Source organism: Dictyoglomus sp. GBS, assembly GCF_055179815.1.
Genome location: NZ_CM143687.1, coordinates 1,908,808 through 1,926,019 on the forward strand (window position 1 = coordinate 1,908,808; position 17,212 = coordinate 1,926,019).

A 17,212-nucleotide genomic window follows, 5' to 3' on the forward strand; every position below is an offset into this window, starting at 1 on the left:
TCTATGGATATAAAGGTAAAAAATCAAGTCCTTCTTCCTCTGAAAAACCAAACATAATATTCATGTTTTGTACTGCTTGTCCCGCAGCTCCCTTTATCAAATTATCTATAGCCACAAATATTAATGCATTTTTAGTATTCTTATCTACTTGAGCACTTATAAATACCCAATTCGTCCCTCTTACTTTCTTAATTTCTGGGGAAGTAAAAGGAGGAAGAACTTTAACAAAAGGTTCATTTTTATATATATTCGTGTAAATTTCAAAAAGATCTTCAGAAGATATCTCTTCATTTAAAGGTACATATATGGAAGCAAATATACCTCTAAAGGTTGGTAAAAGTTGAGGTACAAATAAAACTTTTATATAACCAAATTCTTTAATCACATTCTCTATTTCAGGCTGATGCCTATGATTTAGAATAGAATAAGCCTGGAAATTTTCTGCAATATTTCCATATATATTTTTATCAGAAGGTTTTCTACCTGCTCCTGAAATCCCAGATTTTGCATCTATAATTGCAGATCCAAAAGTCTTTCCTTCCTTAATCAATGGATATATCCCTAAAATAGAAGCAGTAGGATAACACCCAGGATTTGCAATATATTTTGCCTTTTTTATTTCTTTTCTAAAAATCTCTGGAAGTCCATATACAACTTCCTCTAATACATTAGGTAATGTATGTTTTATACCATAAATTCTCTCATACTCATAAGGATTTTTAAATCTAAAATCTGCACTTAAATCTATGAATCTTTCTGGAACTCTACTTTCTGATAAAATTTTTAAAAGCTCCCCATTTCCAAGGGCAAAAAAGAATAAATCTAAATCATCCACATATTCTTGATAATCTTTTCTTTCCCTTATTATTAACTTGTCACCTCTAAATATATCAGCACCTTCAAAATGGTCAGTAAAAAGATATATTTTTTCTACTTTTCCATGTTTCAACAAGATCCGAGTAAGTTCTTGTCCTACATATCCAGAAGCACCTACAATACCTACTCTAATCATTTTGGTTTCCCCTTAATGCATATAGATAATTTTGAAGTCCAAAAAGTTTTATAAAACCTACTGCTGACTCAGTAGAAAAGGTGCTTCCTTTATCATAAGTAGCAAGCCCATGATCATACAAAGAGTAGGGAGACATTCTTCCTACTACAGAAAAATTCCAAGGCATAAGCTTTATCCTTACTTTTCCTGTGATTCTTTCTTGAGTTTTATCCATAAAGGCTTGAATAGCTTCTCTAAAAGGATCAAACCAAAGGCCATAATATACAAGTTCAGCATATTTCCCCTCAAGAATCTTCTTAAAATGTGCAAGTTCTCTTGGTAATACCATATCTTCTAAAGCTTCATGAGCCTTTATTATTACCACCGCAGAGGGTGCCTCATAAATTTCTCTAGATTTGATTCCCACAAGTCTATTTTCAATATGATCTATTCTTCCTATCCCATATGAACCAACGATCTCATTCAAGTTTTCTATTATTTGTAATAGATTTTTTCTTTCACCATTTAATTCTACAGGGATTCCTTCTTCAAAAGTAATTTCAATATAAGATGGTTCTTCCTTCTCTAATTTTGTCCATTGATAAATTTCCTCTGGAGGCTCCTGCCATGGATCTTCTAAAATTCCACCCTCTATACTTCTTCCCCACAAATTCTCATCAATACTAAAAGGACTTTTTCTTGAAACAGGTATAGGTATATTATTCTCTATTGCATAATCAATCTCTTCTTCTCTCGAAAAATTCCATTCCCTAACTGGAGCAATAATTTCTAAATCTGGTGCTAAGGCCTTCACCCCAAGATCTATTCTAACCTGATCATTTCCTTTTCCAGTACACCCATGAGCTACATACTTTGCTCCATTTTCCTTTGCCACTTTAACTAAATATTTAGCAATAAGAGGTCTTGATAGAGCTGTGGCAAGAGGATAAACTCCTTCGTACATTGCATTAGCTTTTATAGCAGGAATTATATAATCATTTACAAATTCTTCTTTTAAATCAAGAACATAAGCCTTCTTTACCCCTAAATTTTCAGCCTTTTTCTTTATTTCTTCCAAATCTATTCCCTGCCCAATATCTACTGTCAAAGTTATTACATCTAATGAATATTTTTGCATAAGCCATTTTATCGCTACAGAGGTATCTAATCCTCCAGAATATGCAAGCACTACTTTGTCTTTACTCATAACCATATACCTCCCAATCAATTTTGAAAAATTATACCATAAAAATGCAATTTTATGCATTATTTTAATAAACTTTAACAATCATTGCCAAATTTCGATTTTTCTTATATAATCATCAATAAAGATCTAAATGAAAGGGGGAAGGAAATTGAATATTTTTTTAGTTATTTTATTAGTAATCTTTATTGCCCTATTAATATATGATATTTTATATATATGATATTTATTTGAGAAGAAAGGAAAAAGGGAAAATCAATATCCAAAAGATGGGTAAAAATGATATAATAACTGGCACTTCTAATACTATGAAAATGGATGCTACACTTCTTCCTATAAATTGGGCATACTTAATCATAAAACATGGAGAAGATAGAGGTAAAGACTTTAAAATTATTAAAGACGAAACAACTATTGGAAGAGAAAGGGAAAATGACATTGTAATAGTTAATCCAACAGTGTCAAGATTTCATGCTAAGATAATAAGAAGTGAGGATAAATATTTTATAGAGGATTTGGGAAGTGCTAATGGAACAATGGTAAATGGATTAAAAGTTAATAAGGAACTTTTACATGATGGAGATATCATACAATTAGGAGATATGGTTTTAGTATTTAAATGCCTCTAATTATCTTTTTTATCTTTATCCCTTCTTATAATTGTATCTGAAGATGAAATATTTTTCTCTTCATAAGGATGTAAAGGATAACCTCTATTGAGGTCATCAATTAATTCTTCTGGAGTTTGATATCTAAATTCTGGAAAACGGGCAGTCATTTTTTTAATAATCATAGCTATTCCTTCAGGTATATTGGGATTGATACTCCTTACATCTGGTAATTCTTCTTGATATCTTTTTAACATAAGAGAAATAGTTGTTTCTTCAGCATAAGGTAATAATCCAGTTAACATTTCATAAAAAACTATTCCTAAGGAAAAAATATCAGATCTAATATCTACTTTTTTACCTTCTAACTGTTCTGGAGATGCATACTGAGGAGTACCCATAAAAATACCTGTCTGAGTTAATGTGGTAAGTCCCCCTATTCGGGCAATTCCAAAATCCATGAGTTTTACTTTACCATTATTAGTTATCATAATATTTTGAGGTTTTATATCTCTATGTACAATATTTTTTGAATTTGCATAGGAAAGAGCACAAGCAACTTTTTTTATAATTTCCACTGCTAAATCCACAGGTATAGGACCTTTCTCCTCCATAATTTTCTTCAAATCTTTCCCTGACACATATTCCATTACCATAAATACATGATCATCCTCTTTTCCATGATCAAGCACCTTAACGATACTAGGATGATCAAGATCTTTACATACTTGTATTTCTCTATAAAATCTTTCTAAGACCTCTTTATCTTCTGCATATTGGGGATGAAGTATTTTTATGGCAACATCTTTCTTAGTAACTAAATCTTTTGCCAAATAAACTGAAGCCATACCCCCAGATCCTAGTTTTTTCAATATTTTATATCTTTTCTTAATAGTAATTCCTTCTAATCTTTCCTTAGGCAGTATACTCTGATATACCAAATTTCCTAAAAAACCCAATACCATCCCAAGAGAAGGAGAAACCACAGGAGCTATAATATGTTTCAAGAACAAATAATAAGAAAGTCCAAAATATAACAAGATAAGAAAGATAGTTATAAAAACATTCAAAACCATCTTTTTACCTAAAAAAATACCTGTAAAAAATACAGAAAGAAAATTAATTATTAGAATTAAAGGGAAAATTATGGTTTTAAAATAATCATCATTTAACAAATTATCAAGAATATTAGCATGGATTTCTACACCCGGCATATATGAATATGATTTTCCAGAAGGAGATAAATATCCTGAAAAAGGATGGAGAAAAGTATCTTTTAACATAGGAGAAACAGCTCCCACAAAAATAATCTTATTCTTAAAAGTATTAGGAGTGAATCTCCCATTTAAAACATCTATATAGGAAAAATATCTAAATGATCCTTCTCCACCCCTAAAATTTATATAAAAGAACTCAGGTAATTTATAAATATATTTATATGGAAATTCATTTCTAACTATCCCATAAACCACAAGCGGTAATGAATAGTATTTAATACCTGTTTCATTCACTTCATAAGGTCTTGCCCTTCTGACCTTATTATCGTCATCTATTAATACATTACTATAACCCGTAGCAAGAGAAGCTTCCTTTATTATATCTACCGGTTCTTTTAGAGAAAGTAGACTTATATTAAGCCTTTTATCAAAATAAGTATATAAATAATTAGATAAAACAACTTTCTTAAAGGATTTCAAGCTTTTAGCAAATATGGTATCCTTAGCTGTTTTGGTATCAAACAAAATATCAAAAACTACAAGTTTAGGATTTTCTTTTCTTAGAACTTCAAGAAATCTACCATGAATAGATCTTTCCCAAGGCCAATTTCCAATACCTTCAATTGAGTTATCGTCTATACCAACAATAACAATATCTTCTGAGGGTTTTGTCTCTCCCCTAATATGAAATCTTAGATCTATAGTTTGTTTCTCCCATACCTTAAAAAAGGTTAAAGAGGACAAACCTAAGAGTAATACAAAGAATACTAAAAGTATACCTATCTTAATGAAAACACTTCTCATAGAAATATTTTACATTAAAAATGAATTTTAAAAAAGCATCAAATAAACAAAGCCAAGATAGCTTTTTGTACGTGTAGTCTGTTTTCTGCTTGATCAAAAACCACCGAATGTTCCCCATCCATAACATCATCTGTAATCTCTTCACCTCTATGGGCAGGAAGACAATGCATTACTATAACATCATCTTTTGCCAAACTAACAAGATCTTTGTTTAACTGATATGGAGGAAAAACCCTTCTCCTTAACTCTTTCTCTTCCTCTTGTCCCATACTTACCCATACATCTGTATATAAAACATCAGCATTTTTTACTGCTTCTTTTGGATCTTCTATAATTTGCACACTTCCACCTGTTTTATTAGCTAAATCCTCAGCTTTTCTTATAATCTCTAAAGGAGGATAATATTCTTTTGGAGATGAGCATACTATCTCCATACCTAAAAGAGCTCCGGCCAAAATTAACGAATTAGCCACATTATTTCCATCACCAAGATAAACTATCTTTAATCTTTTATATCCCTTTTTTTCAAAAATAGTATAGTAATCAGAAATAACTTGACATGGATGTTCCAAATCAGAAAGTCCATTTATCACCGGTATATTAGCCCATTTTGCTAACTCTTCTAAAGTTGAATGTTGATAAACCCTTGCCATTATACCATCCACATATCTTTCAAGTACCCTCGCTGTATCAGAAATTGTTTCTCCTCTCTTTAGTTGCATATCTTGAACATTAAGATAAAGAGGATATCCTCCCAATTGATATACTCCTACCTCAAAAGATATTCTTGTCCTGGTAGATAGTTTTTCAAAAAATAAGGCTACTGTTTTTCCTTTCAGATAATCATGCTGTTTTTTTCCAGAAAGAAAATCACTTTTCAAACTTTTAGCAAGAGAAAATATATACTCCATTTCTTCTTTTGAAAGATCCAAAATAGAAAGTAGATCTCTTCCCTTCATATATCCCATAAAAGTAATCCTCCCAACAAATAATTATTTTCTTGATTTTAAATTATACATTAAATTTTTCATTTAATATTAGTCTTATCTGAAGATTAAAAATTTGATATTATAAAAGCTATGAGTCTAAGAGAAAAGGATTATAGCTGGAACTTTATAGTCAATGCCATAGATAATGCATTCTTTAATTTGGGAATGACCTTTGGTTCTATTCAGACCCTCTTACCCTTATTTGCCAAGAATTTAGGTGCTGGAAATCTTGAGATTGGATTAATTCCTGCAATTGCAAACTTAGGATGGGCAATTCCAGCCATATTAGGTGCAAGAGCTTCAGAAAGATATAAAAGAAAAATAGAATTAGTATTAAAAGTAACCATGGGAGAAAGACTTCCATATCTTTTTATGTCTTTTATAGCCTTCTTTTTAGCATCTCCTTTTCCAAAACTTTCTTTATATCTGTCATTATTTTTACTTGCCATTGCAACATTTTCAATGGGATTTTTAGGACCTCCTTGGATGAGCATGATAAGTAAGGTAATACATCCAAGTAAAAGAGGAACCTTTTTCGCAATGGGAAATGGTTTGGGAGCTATAATGGGGATTGGAGGTGCTTTTTTAGCGAGATATTTCCTTTCCACCTATCAATTTCCAATAAACTTTGGCTATTCTTTCCTTTGTGCTGGAATAGCTCTATTAATATCCTTTGTTTTCCTATCTTTGACCAGAGAGGAACCTGACGAAAATGAAGTTCAAGATACATCCCTCACTGAGTATATCAAAAGTATAAAGATAGTCTTTAAAGATAAAAATTTTAGAAATTATACAATCTCAAGAATTCTAAACACCTTTTCATTATCCTTTATCAGTTTTGTATCAGTTTTCTCTGTAAAACAATTTAAAATTCCAGATAAGATAGTTGCAGACTTTACAGGCATCCTTTTAATTTCCCAAGCTCTTTCATCCTTTATCATAGGCCCCATAGGAGATAAATTTGGTCACAAGATAACCCTCCTTTTGGGAAGAATTTCAACATTAATATCTCTTATTCTTCTCTTAACTGCAAATAATATAATTTCTTTCTATACGGTTTATATTTTTATCGGAATTATAAATAGTGCTTTCTATGTTGGAGATTTAGCCTTTATACTTGATCTTTCCCCTTCCCAAAGAAGAGAACTTTATTTAGGATCTATCAATCTTATTTTTGCACCTTTTTCCTTTATAGCTCCTATTTTGGCAGGAAAAATTGCAGATACAAAAGGATATTACTTTCTTTTTCATTGCTTACTCATTTTAGGAATAATAAATATTCTATATTTCGTATATAAAGTGGAGGATCCAAAGAAAAATGTCAAAAACATTAATAACTCTGATTTTAATTAGTTTATTAGGATTTATCTCTAAATATAAGATATTTAGAGAAGAAGATAGAGAAATATTTTCAAAATTCGTATACAACTTTTCTTTACCTGCTTTAGTATTTTATTCTATTTACACTAACCCCCCACAAATTTCATTATATAAAGTAGTAATTGTAGAATGGATAGTTAGTATCATAACTGGTATTCTTGCTCTACTTATAGGTTTTGGACTAAATCTAAACAAAAAAACCATTGGAAGTCTTTTTCTTGTAAGTGTGGGTGGTAATGTAACCTTTCTAGGATATCCTATTATGGAGAAACTTTATGGAAATCAAGGTTTAACTGTTGCTATCATTTATGATCAATTAGGTATGATTATTTTTATATACACAATAGGTATTATCTTGATAAGTTTGCTAAGTGCTCAGAAAGTAAATCTTAACTTTACAATAAAAAAAGTAGTAAATAATCCCCCTTTATGGGGATTAATTTTAGGATTTATAATTTCACCCTATAAACTTCCTGATTTTTTAATCGATAGTCTTTCCATATTAGGAAAAGCCACAACACCACTCATGATGTTTCTTTTAGGTTTATCCTTTTCAAAACCACAAAAAAACAATAAATCCACATTAGGTATTATCTCAGGTATTACCTTAAAACTTCTCTTATTTCCCTTTCTTGCTTTAATCTTTTCAAGAGTATTAGGAATAACCGATGTACCCTATAAAGTCACTGTATTAGAATCTGCTATGCCATCCATGCTAACAGCCTTAGTGCTTGCTTTACAATTTGATTTGGACTCTGTTTTTGCCTCCCATGTAATAATTTATTCCACATTAATTTCTCTTATCACATTAAACTTATGGATAGGGGTGATATAAGATGATAGCTCTCTTAAAGGTAACCATTATTTTTGGTATTATTGTAGTATTAATATCCAAAAAATTCCCTCTTCATTGGGCACTTTTAGGTGGAAGCATAATTATGGGTATAAGCTTTGGCCTATCCATAAATACTATTTTAAAATCCTTTTTTGAAGCAGTTAAAGACTGGAATACTATTAGTCTTCTTTTAATCCTATATCTCATAGCAGTATTTGAATCCATATTAAAAGAAAAAGAAGTATTAAAAAAAATGGTTAATTCGCTAAAAACTTTGATTAAAGACGATAAAATTCGTTTGATATCTATGCCAATCATAATGGGCCTTCTTCCATCTGTAGGCGGAGCTCTTTTTTCTGCACCTTTCATAGAAGAATCAACAGACAATGATAATTTAGAACCTGAAAGAAAAAGCTATATAAATTATTGGCTTAGGCATATATGGGAACCATTTCTACCTATATATCCAGGAATTATATTGGTTTCAGCTCTAACCCAAACTCCTATAAACATTCTTGTAAAAGAAGCATTACCATATGGATTATTCGTACTTGCTATAGGTTTACTTTTTTCCTTTTATAAAATGCCCTCTAAAGAGATCGATTCCTTAGAACAAGCTCAAGATCAAAATTTAGAAAACCAAGGTATATCAATTTCTCAAAATCCCATTAAAGATTTTATAATCTCCTTCCTACCTATTTTGATATTAATCTTTGCTGTAATCTTTCTTCATTTTGATCTTTTATATGTTCTTTTAGGAATTGTTATTTTGCTTTTTGTCATATTTCGTTTTGATACACACCAAATTTTTAATACATTAAAGACTTCAATAAAACCACAGAATCTAATCTTGATATTAGGGGTAATGATCTTCAAAAAAATGTTAGAAGTTACAGGAGCAGTATCAGATATTGCCTATTTACTTAACTTTTCTTTCATTCCAACCCCTCTTATTTTCTTTTTGATACCCTTTATAGTTGGCATATTAACTGGAGTTACCTCTGCTTCTATTGGAATTAGTTTTCCAATATTAGTGGGAATGCTTCCATATGTTAATCCATTAAAATACATCTTATTGGCATTCTTAAGCGGATATCTAGGAGTAATGGTATCTCCTATGCATCTTTGTTTAGTTCTTACAAGGGAATATTTTAATGCTGATTGGAATAAAGTTTACAAGTATATAATGAAAAGTGGAATTTCATTCGGAATTTTTATATTTATAAGATTCTTGTTATAATTAAAACATAATCTTTCCAAAGGAGGATTAAAAAACAATGAGGTATTTAAAAAAAACTCTCCTTCTCCTGTTGATTTTATTTCTTCTTATTAGCCTCTCTTTCTCTCAAACTTCCAATTTAATAGATATAAAGATACTCCACATCAATGATTTTCATGGAAGACTTCTACCATACATTGTGAAAAGCATTAGTGAGAAAATTCCAGTAGGTGGCGGAGCCTATTTAGCCTATATGATAAACGAAGAAAGAGCTAAGAATCCAGAAGGCACCATACTTCTTTCTGCTGGAGATATGTTCCAAGGTACTCCTATATCAAATATATTTAAAGGCGAACCCGTTATTAAAATAATGAATTATCTTAAGTTTGATGCCATGACCATTGGAAATCATGAATTTGATTGGGGACAAGATACTCTGCAACAATGGATAAAATCCTCCAATTTTCCCTTTTTAGCGGGAAATATATTAAAAGATGAAACATATCTTCCAAATGTTAAACCCTATATCATTATTGAGAGAAAAGGTCTTAAAATTGCAATAATAGGACTTACAACTACTGAAACTGCTTATATAGTAAAACCTGATTATGTTAAAGATTTAACTTTTATAGAACCTGAAAAAGTACTCCCTAACTTAATTAGGGAAGTAAAAAACCAAGGAGCCAATTTAATAATAGTATTATCCCACTTAGGTTATGCTGCAGATAAAGCCCTTGCAGAAAAGGTTCCTGGAATTGATGTAATAGTAGGAGGACATAGCCATACAGTAGTTACAGATCCTTTAATAGTTAGAGGAACAATTATTGTACAAGCAGGATACAATGGTATATATTTAGGGGTTTTAGATTTAAAAGTACAACCTGAAACTGGTTTAATTTTAGGTTTTACAAAAGAAAAAGAACTAAAAACTGTTTTTGCAGGACCCGAGGATAAATATGACCCTAATGTAGCCGAAATAATTGACAAATATAATGCTCAACTTAAAGAAGAATTTTCGAAAATTGTAGGGGAAACTCTTGTGGATCTTGTAAGAAATTATAATGAAGAATCAAACGTAGGTAATGTAATATGTGATGCAATGTTAGAAGCAAGTAATGCCCAAATTGCATTCCAAAATAGCGGTGGCATAAGAACAGATATCCCTAAGGGTAAAATAACAATGGAACAAGTATATACTCTACTTCCCTTTGATAATGTATTGGTAATAATGGATCTAACAGGAAAAGACATATTAGATCTTTTAGAACAAAGCGCTACCTTAGAAAAGGGTATTTTACAAACTTCAGGAATTAGAGTAAAATATAATATGACAAGACCTATAGGATCAAGGGTGATAGAGGTCTTTGTTGGGAATGAACCCTTAGATTTAAACAAGGTTTATAGAGTAGTAACCAATGATTTTCTTGCTGCGGGTGGAGACAAATTTACAGCTTTCACAAGAGGCAAAAATATTATCTACGGAGATATGTTAAGAGATGTTTTTGTAGAATACTTGAAAAAACATTCTCCTATAAATCCAAAGGTGGAAGGAAGGAGTATAATTATAAAGTAATTTGAAAGAAAAGATTAAGGTTTTTGTAAATAATAAATTGTTAGAAGTATTTCAGGGCATGCAAGTAAAGCATGCCCTGATTTCTTATGACATGGATATCTATAAAAAATGCATAGATGGGGAGTATATTGTTGTTAATGAAGATGGTTTTGAGATTGGATTAGAAGGAGCGCTCTCAGATAATACTAAAATATATATTAAACAAAGGAGGGAAAAAAGTTGTTTAGAAAGACCAAAATAGTATGTACAATAGGTCCTGCCAGTGAAAAAGAAGAAGTATTAAAGGAACTTATTAGAGCAGGAATGGATGTGGCAAGATTAAACTTCTCCCATGGAGATTATAATGTCCATGGAGAAAGAATAAGACTTATAAGAAAATTTTCAGAAGAATTAGACAAACCAATTCCTATTATTCAAGACCTTCAAGGACCTAAAATAAGGATAGGAGAATTAGAAAAGGACAAAATATTTATCAAAGATGGAGAAGAAATCTATCTTACTCCTAAGGAAACTATAGGCAACGAGAAAATTCTTTATGTTAACTACCCCTATCTATTAGAGGATGTAAATATTGGAGATAGAATACTTATAGATGATGGACTTATAGAATTAAAAGTCATGGATAAAAAAGAAGACAAATTAGTATGTGGAATTATTCATGGGGGTTATCTTTCAGAAAGAAAAGGAGTTAATTTCCCAGACTCTAAATTAAGAGTTTCACCTCTTACAGAGAAGGATAAAAAAGATACCATATTTGGCATAGAAAACAAGGTAGACTACATTGCATTGTCCTTTGTGCAAAGAGCTTCAGATATAATAGAGTTAAAAGAATTCCTTGAATTACATGATGCCAAAATTCCTGTAATAGCCAAAATTGAAAAAAGAGAAGCAGTAAATAATTTTAAAGAAATATTAGAAGTAGCAGATGCTATAATGGTAGCAAGAGGAGATTTAGCAATAGAGATTTCAAATGAGGAAGTTCCCTTAATTCAAAAAAGAATAATAAAGGAAACAAGATTAGCAGGAAAACCTGTAATTACAGCCACCCAGATGTTAATATCTATGGTAAGTAATCCTACTCCCACAAGGGCAGAAGTAAGTGATGTGGCAAATGCCATATTAGACGGTACAGATGCTATTATGTTATCAAACGAAACTGCAATGGGTAAATATCCCATAGAAAGCGTAAAAATGATGGATAAAATTGCAAAGAAAGTTGAAGAAAGCTTTCCATATGACGATTTTTTAAAAGAAACAGATTGTAATACTACTATAACTAAAGCTATAACCTTCTCCACATGCCAAATAGCCAAAGAAATAAAAGCTTCAGCAATTGTAACAGCTACTCATAGTGGTTTTACAGCAAGACAAATATCAAAATATAGACCCAATGCTCCCATATTTGCCATTACCCACTTTTCTGAAGTAAGAAGAAGACTCAACCTATCTTGGGGTGTAATTCCACTTTTAACTGAGATTTTTTACACTACCGATGAAATGTTTGAAAAATCTACCAAGTTACTTCTTCAAAAAGAATATGTTAAAAGAGGAGACACAGTTGTAATCACTGCTGGTATACCCATGGGAATCTCTGGTATGACAAATCTTATAAAGGTACATGTAATAAGTGATATCATAGGACAAGGACATGGACTTGGTGGAGATTCCAAAACCGCCAAGGTTATATTAGCTCAAAACCCTAAGGAAGCTCTTAGTAAAGAGATAGATGGAGCTATATTACTGATAAAGTCTTATGATCTTGAGATAGAACCTCTCTTTGACAAATTAGTCGGTCTTGTTATTGAAGATGAAAAAATTCCACCATCATTAATCCCATGGAGAAGTAAGGGATTAGGTATAATAGTTGGAGCCAAAAATCTCTTTGAAAAATTAAGAGATAATGAGATTATAACTATAGACCCTGAAAGAGGAGTAATATATCGTGGGGTGGCAAGAATATCTTAAAAAGGACAGAAAGAAAAGAAATCCTATAAGCAAAATACTTTTAGTTCTTTTTTTTCTATATCTAAGCCCATCTATATATATGGGGATTAGAGATTATATAACTTATTCCCAAAAACTAAAGGAACTTTATCAAAGAAAATCAGTCCTTGAAAAAAAAGTTAAAGAATTAAGAGAGATAGCTTACAATACAGATGATCCATATATAATAGAGAAAATTGCAAGAGAAAAACTTTTTATGGCAAAACCTAATGAAGAGCCAATCCTAATAATTGAGAAAAAAGAAGAAGAGAAAAATCTTTGGGATAAAATAATAGATCTTTTTAAAAAGTAGTATTTTGATATAATATCATTTGATAAAACTAAACTTATAGCAGGGGTGAAAGAAATGGGAAAACAATGGAGGGTAATACTTAAGAGGAAAAGAAGAAAGGCAAGAGAAAAAAGGAAAAAGGAAAGGCTAAAGCTACTTTTAAAAGAACTTAAAAAGGCTTAATTGATATTTTTTTATTTTAAAAAAGGACCCTCATAGATGACAAAATGCATATAAGCGATAAAATCGAAATATTAGCAGAATCAGCAAAGTTCGATCTATGTGGGTCCTTTTTATGTTCTCAAGAAGCCATAAAAAGAAAGCCATCCATAAGCGGTTGGATCTATCCTACAGTCCTTCCTGATGGAAAGACAGTAAGACTTTTAAAAATTTTACTCTCAAATGATTGTATTCATAACTGCTATTATTGTGCTAACAGAGCTAATAGACCATTTCAAAGAGTAACTCTTACAGCAGATGAGCTTGTTAGATTATTCTTAGAACTTCATAGAAAGAATTTGGTAGATGGATTATTTTTAAGTTCCGCAATAACTAAATCACCTAAATATACTATGGAACAAATGCTAAAATCGGTAGAAATACTTAGAGAAGTTCACAATTTTAAAGGATATATTCATTTAAAAATACTCCCAGAATCTTCTTTAGATTATATAGAGACCGCTATAAAATATGCAGATCGAATTTCTATAAATTTGGAAGCCCCATCAGAAAAATATCTAAAAGAAATTGCGCCTGAAAAGAATTTTAATTTTCTTCTTCAAAAATTGGAAACTTTAAAAGAATTATATAAAAAGGGGTTAAGGACAAAAGCAGGTATAACAACTCAATTTGTAGTTGGTGCATCACAAGAAAGGGATAAAGAAATTCTTAACCTTACCTTCAATCTCTATAAAAATTATCATTTATCAAGAGCCTATTTTAGCGCTTTTCAGCCTATTCCCCTTACTCCTTTATCCGACCTTCCACCTACTTCTACTTGGAGAGAAGTAAGATTATATGAAGCTGATTTTCTAATAAGAAAATATGGTTTTGATATAGAAGAACTTGTGTTTAATGAGAATGGAAATTTACCTCCGGATGAAGATCCTAAAACAGTATGGGCTAAAAATCATCCTGAATTTTTCCCTATAGAGATAAACTCTGCACCATATGATAAACTCATAAGAATTCCTGGAATAGGTCCAGCCTTTGCCTCAAGAATAATCAAAGCGAGAAGAGAAAATAAGATAAAAGATTTAAAAGAATTAAAGAAAATAGGAATTCCAATAGAAAAGTGCAAAAATTTCATTCTTATAAATAGAAAAAGCCCTTCCTCTTCTAAAAATCAACTTACTCTTTTCTGAGGAAGGGCTTTTAACTTGCTAATCTTCTAATCCATTTCGCTCAATTATCCCTTTATAAAAATAAGCACTTTCTTTTAATATTCTTTCCTGATTTTCATAATTAACATATATAATTCCAAACCTCTTACTAAATCCATGCCCCCATTCAAAATTATCCATTAAAGACCATACAAAATATCCCCTTAAATCTACACCATCTCTGATAGCAAAATAAGCTCTCTTAATATGTTCTCTCAAATAATTAACTCTCTTAATATCATTAACTTTACCATTCTGCAAGATATCATCAAAAGCTGCCCCATTTTCAGTAATGTAAATTGGAATTTTATAACTACTATATAGCTGAACTAAAATGTCATAAAGCCCATCAGGATATATTTCCCAGTTCATAGCAGTAACTTCACCATCACCTTGAACCCTACTTATTCCTGTATAAGGATCTTCAGAATTTGCTTTTACAATACTTCTGGTATAATAATTAATTCCAATAAAATCTATAGGTTGAGATATAATATCGAAATCTCTTTCTTCAACTTTAAAAACCCAAGGTGTTTTCTCTAAAACCTTCCAAGCACTTTCAGGATAAGACTTTTTAAAAATAGGATCTAAAAACCATCTATTTGAAAAAGCATCATGCCTTTCTACAGCTATTAAATTCTCCTCTGTATCTTTCTCAGGGTATACAGGAGCAACATTAATAGTTATACCGATACTTCCTTTATATCCTTCTTCTTTATAAATCTGGACAGCATAACCATGAGCTAAAAGAAAGTTATGGCTTGCAATAAATGCCCCTTTCATATCTCTTTTCCCTGGAGCATGTATACCCCAACCATAACCCAAGAATGCATTTACCCAAGGCTCATTTAATGTAATCCATAAATCAACCCTATCACCAAATTTATAGAACAGAAATGAAGCATACTCAGAAAAATATTTTGCAACATCTCTATTTAACCAACCACCAATATCCTCAAGAGTTTGAGGCAAATCCCAATGATATAAAGTTATTGCAGGTTTTATTCCTTTCTCGAGAAGTCTATCAATAAGCTTATCATAAAAGGCTAAACCCTTTGGATTCACCTTCCCTTTTCCTTCTGGAAAAATTCTTGGCCACGAAATAGAGAATCTATAAGCCTTAAGCCCAATATAACTCATTAAATCCACATCTTTCTCCCATAAATGATAATGATCACACGCCACATCTCCATTCTGATTCTGATAAATAGTACCTGGAGTATGAGAAAACCTATCCCAAGTACTTTCTCCTTTCCCATCCTCATTCCAAGCTCCCTCTATCTGATAAGACGCTGTTGCAGCTCCCCATAAAAAGCCTTTAGGAAATATCAGTTCTTGCATCTTTTATCCTCCTTTATCAAAGTTTTATACATAACCTTTGATATATTACTAAAGCAAAAAGTTTTTGGGAAGAGGGTAATAATTAAAAAAATATATAGTACTTGATTTTCCAAAAAGTTTTTTATATAATTTTTTACAACAATAACTTATTCGCTCCTCGGTAGCTCAACGGTAGAGCGGCCGGCTGTTAACCGGCGGGTTGCAGGTTCGAATCCTGCCCGAGGAGCCAATTTATTTATTATTATCCCCATAAATTAAATCCAATTTATTATTAATTTCAATTATCAAAACCCCACTTTTATGTTACTATTTTCACTGATATTTATTGACTTAACAGAACATCTAAGTTAACATAAATAGAAAAAAAGGAGGCTTTAAATTATGGGTAAAGTCCAAATTATTGGAGAAAAGATTCCAAATTTACCCTGGGAAGAACGCCCAAAAGGTTGTAATGATGTAGTATGGAGATATTCTAAGAATCCCATCATCAAAAGGAACCATATTAAAAGAGCAAACAGCATATTTAACAGTGCAGTAGTTACATTCAATGGAAAATTTGCAGGGGTTTTTAGAGTTGACGACAAAGCAAGATCAATGAACTTGCACGCCGGATTTAGTGATGACGGAATTAATTGGACTATTGAAGAGGAACCTATTAACTTCATACAAGAAACTAAGGATCCATTGGTAAGTGAATACAAATATGATCCAAGAGTTACTTTTATTGAAGATCGATATTATATTACATGGTGTAACGGTTACCATGGACCAACCATAGGAGTAGGATATACCTTTGATTTTAAGGAATTTTATCAATTAGAAAATGCCTTCTTACCTTACAATAGAAATGGAGTACTTTTTCCAAGAAAAATAAATGGCAAATATGCTATGTTAAGCAGACCTTCTGACAGAGGTCATACACCTTTTGGGGATATATTCTATAGCGAGAGTCCAGACATGATCCATTGGGGTTGTCATAGATTTGTTATGTCAGCAGGACTTACTGGATGGCAATCCCTTAAAATAGGAGCAGGTCCTACTCCTATAGAAACTAGCGAGGGTTGGCTCTTAATCTATCATGGAGTATTACTTTCTTGTAATGGTTATGTATATAGCTTTAGTGCTGCCCTTTTAGATTTAGAAAAACCATGGAAAGTAAAATATAGAGCTCGTTCTTATCTACTTTCCCCTCAAGAATATTATGAATGTGTAGGAGATGTACCTAATGTAGCATTTCCTTGTGCATCCTTATGTGATGCTGAGACAGGTAGGCTTGCCATCTATTATGGCGGTGCGGATACAGTAGTTGCTCTTGCTTTTGCGTATGTGGATGAGATAATTGATTTTCTAAAAGAAGATGGAATAAAATATGAATAAAAATAAAAAGAGGGAGA

General features: G+C 31.4%; 15 protein-coding genes and 1 tRNA gene. 11 read left to right on the forward strand and 5 right to left on the reverse strand.

The annotated features are described in order from the left end of the window. Position 1: 1 nt before the first annotated feature. On the reverse strand, positions 2-1,012 hold the full coding sequence (gene argC, locus ACY3IT_RS09560) for an N-acetyl-gamma-glutamyl-phosphate reductase (RefSeq protein WP_463082714.1): 1,011 nt from the start codon (positions 1,010-1,012) through the stop codon (positions 2-4). After that, the gene (locus ACY3IT_RS09565; protein ID WP_463082715.1) at positions 1,005-2,198 is read right to left on the reverse strand and encodes an argininosuccinate synthase; all 1,194 of its coding nucleotides are present in this window, start codon (positions 2,196-2,198) and stop codon (positions 1,005-1,007) included. The genes argC and ACY3IT_RS09565 overlap by 8 nt, the downstream gene beginning before the upstream one ends. Positions 2,199-2,464: 266 nt before the next feature. Between ACY3IT_RS09565 and ACY3IT_RS09570 the strand changes: the two genes are divergently transcribed. Continuing rightward, positions 2,465-2,824, forward strand: coding sequence for an FHA domain-containing protein (locus ACY3IT_RS09570; RefSeq protein WP_463082716.1), 360 nt, complete (start codon positions 2,465-2,467; stop codon positions 2,822-2,824). Here ACY3IT_RS09570 and ACY3IT_RS09575 read toward each other — a convergent pair. Both ACY3IT_RS09575 and argF read right to left on the reverse strand, forming a co-directional pair. After that, the gene (locus ACY3IT_RS09575; RefSeq protein WP_463082717.1) at positions 2,821-4,824 is read right to left on the reverse strand and encodes a protein kinase domain-containing protein; all 2,004 of its coding nucleotides are present in this window, start codon (positions 4,822-4,824) and stop codon (positions 2,821-2,823) included. The genes ACY3IT_RS09570 and ACY3IT_RS09575 overlap by 4 nt on opposite strands. A 38-nt stretch (positions 4,825-4,862) precedes the next feature. After that, positions 4,863-5,792, reverse strand: coding sequence for an ornithine carbamoyltransferase (argF, locus tag ACY3IT_RS09580; RefSeq protein ID WP_463082718.1), 930 nt, complete (start codon positions 5,790-5,792; stop codon positions 4,863-4,865). A 111-nt stretch (positions 5,793-5,903) separates the two neighbouring features. On the opposite strand from argF, the gene ACY3IT_RS09585 reads away from it, so the two are divergent. The 8 genes from ACY3IT_RS09585 (at position 5,904) to ACY3IT_RS09620 (ending at position 14,459) form a co-directional block, all read left to right on the forward strand. Next, on the forward strand, positions 5,904-7,166 hold the full coding sequence (locus ACY3IT_RS09585) for an MFS transporter (RefSeq protein WP_463082719.1): 1,263 nt from the start codon (positions 5,904-5,906) through the stop codon (positions 7,164-7,166). Next, on the forward strand, positions 7,132-8,028 hold the full coding sequence (locus tag ACY3IT_RS09590) for an AEC family transporter (protein WP_463082720.1): 897 nt from the start codon (positions 7,132-7,134) through the stop codon (positions 8,026-8,028). The genes ACY3IT_RS09585 and ACY3IT_RS09590 overlap by 35 nt, the downstream gene beginning before the upstream one ends. A 1-nt stretch (position 8,029) precedes the next feature. Beyond that, positions 8,030-9,268: a DUF401 family protein gene (locus ACY3IT_RS09595; RefSeq protein ID WP_463082721.1), complete on the forward strand. Its 1,239-nt coding sequence runs from the start codon at positions 8,030-8,032 to the stop codon at positions 9,266-9,268. 37 nt (positions 9,269-9,305) lie between these two features. Beyond that, the gene (locus tag ACY3IT_RS09600; protein WP_463082722.1) at positions 9,306-10,820 is read left to right on the forward strand and encodes a bifunctional metallophosphatase/5'-nucleotidase; all 1,515 of its coding nucleotides are present in this window, start codon (positions 9,306-9,308) and stop codon (positions 10,818-10,820) included. Between the two features lies 1 nt (position 10,821). After that, entirely contained in the window at positions 10,822-11,061 is a 240-nt protein-coding gene (locus tag ACY3IT_RS09605; RefSeq protein ID WP_463082723.1) for a hypothetical protein, read from the forward strand. Next, entirely contained in the window at positions 11,040-12,785 is a 1,746-nt protein-coding gene (gene pyk, locus ACY3IT_RS09610; protein WP_463082724.1) for a pyruvate kinase, read from the forward strand. The genes ACY3IT_RS09605 and pyk overlap by 22 nt, the downstream gene beginning before the upstream one ends. After that, the gene (locus ACY3IT_RS09615; RefSeq protein ID WP_463082725.1) at positions 12,763-13,116 is read left to right on the forward strand and encodes an FtsB family cell division protein; all 354 of its coding nucleotides are present in this window, start codon (positions 12,763-12,765) and stop codon (positions 13,114-13,116) included. The genes pyk and ACY3IT_RS09615 overlap by 23 nt, the downstream gene beginning before the upstream one ends. A 206-nt stretch (positions 13,117-13,322) precedes the next feature. Further along, the gene (locus ACY3IT_RS09620; RefSeq protein ID WP_463082726.1) at positions 13,323-14,459 is read left to right on the forward strand and encodes a putative DNA modification/repair radical SAM protein; all 1,137 of its coding nucleotides are present in this window, start codon (positions 13,323-13,325) and stop codon (positions 14,457-14,459) included. An 18-nt stretch (positions 14,460-14,477) separates the two neighbouring features. Here ACY3IT_RS09620 and ACY3IT_RS09625 read toward each other — a convergent pair whose 3' ends face one another. Beyond that, complete coding sequence (locus ACY3IT_RS09625; protein ID WP_463082727.1) at positions 14,478-15,818, reverse strand: GH1 family beta-glucosidase; 1,341 nt, start codon at positions 15,816-15,818, stop codon at positions 14,478-14,480. A gap of 154 nt (positions 15,819-15,972) precedes the next feature. Between ACY3IT_RS09625 and ACY3IT_RS09630 the strand changes: the two genes are divergently transcribed. Together ACY3IT_RS09630 and ACY3IT_RS09635 are read left to right on the forward strand one after the other, a co-directional pair. Further along, a tRNA-Asn gene (locus ACY3IT_RS09630) sits at positions 15,973-16,047 on the forward strand. Between the two features lie 152 nt (positions 16,048-16,199). Then, positions 16,200-17,195 carry a glycoside hydrolase family 130 protein gene (locus ACY3IT_RS09635; RefSeq protein WP_463082728.1) on the forward strand — a complete coding sequence of 332 codons (996 nt, stop codon included), beginning with the start codon at positions 16,200-16,202 and terminating at the stop codon, positions 17,193-17,195. Positions 17,196-17,212: the final 17 nt, after the last annotated feature.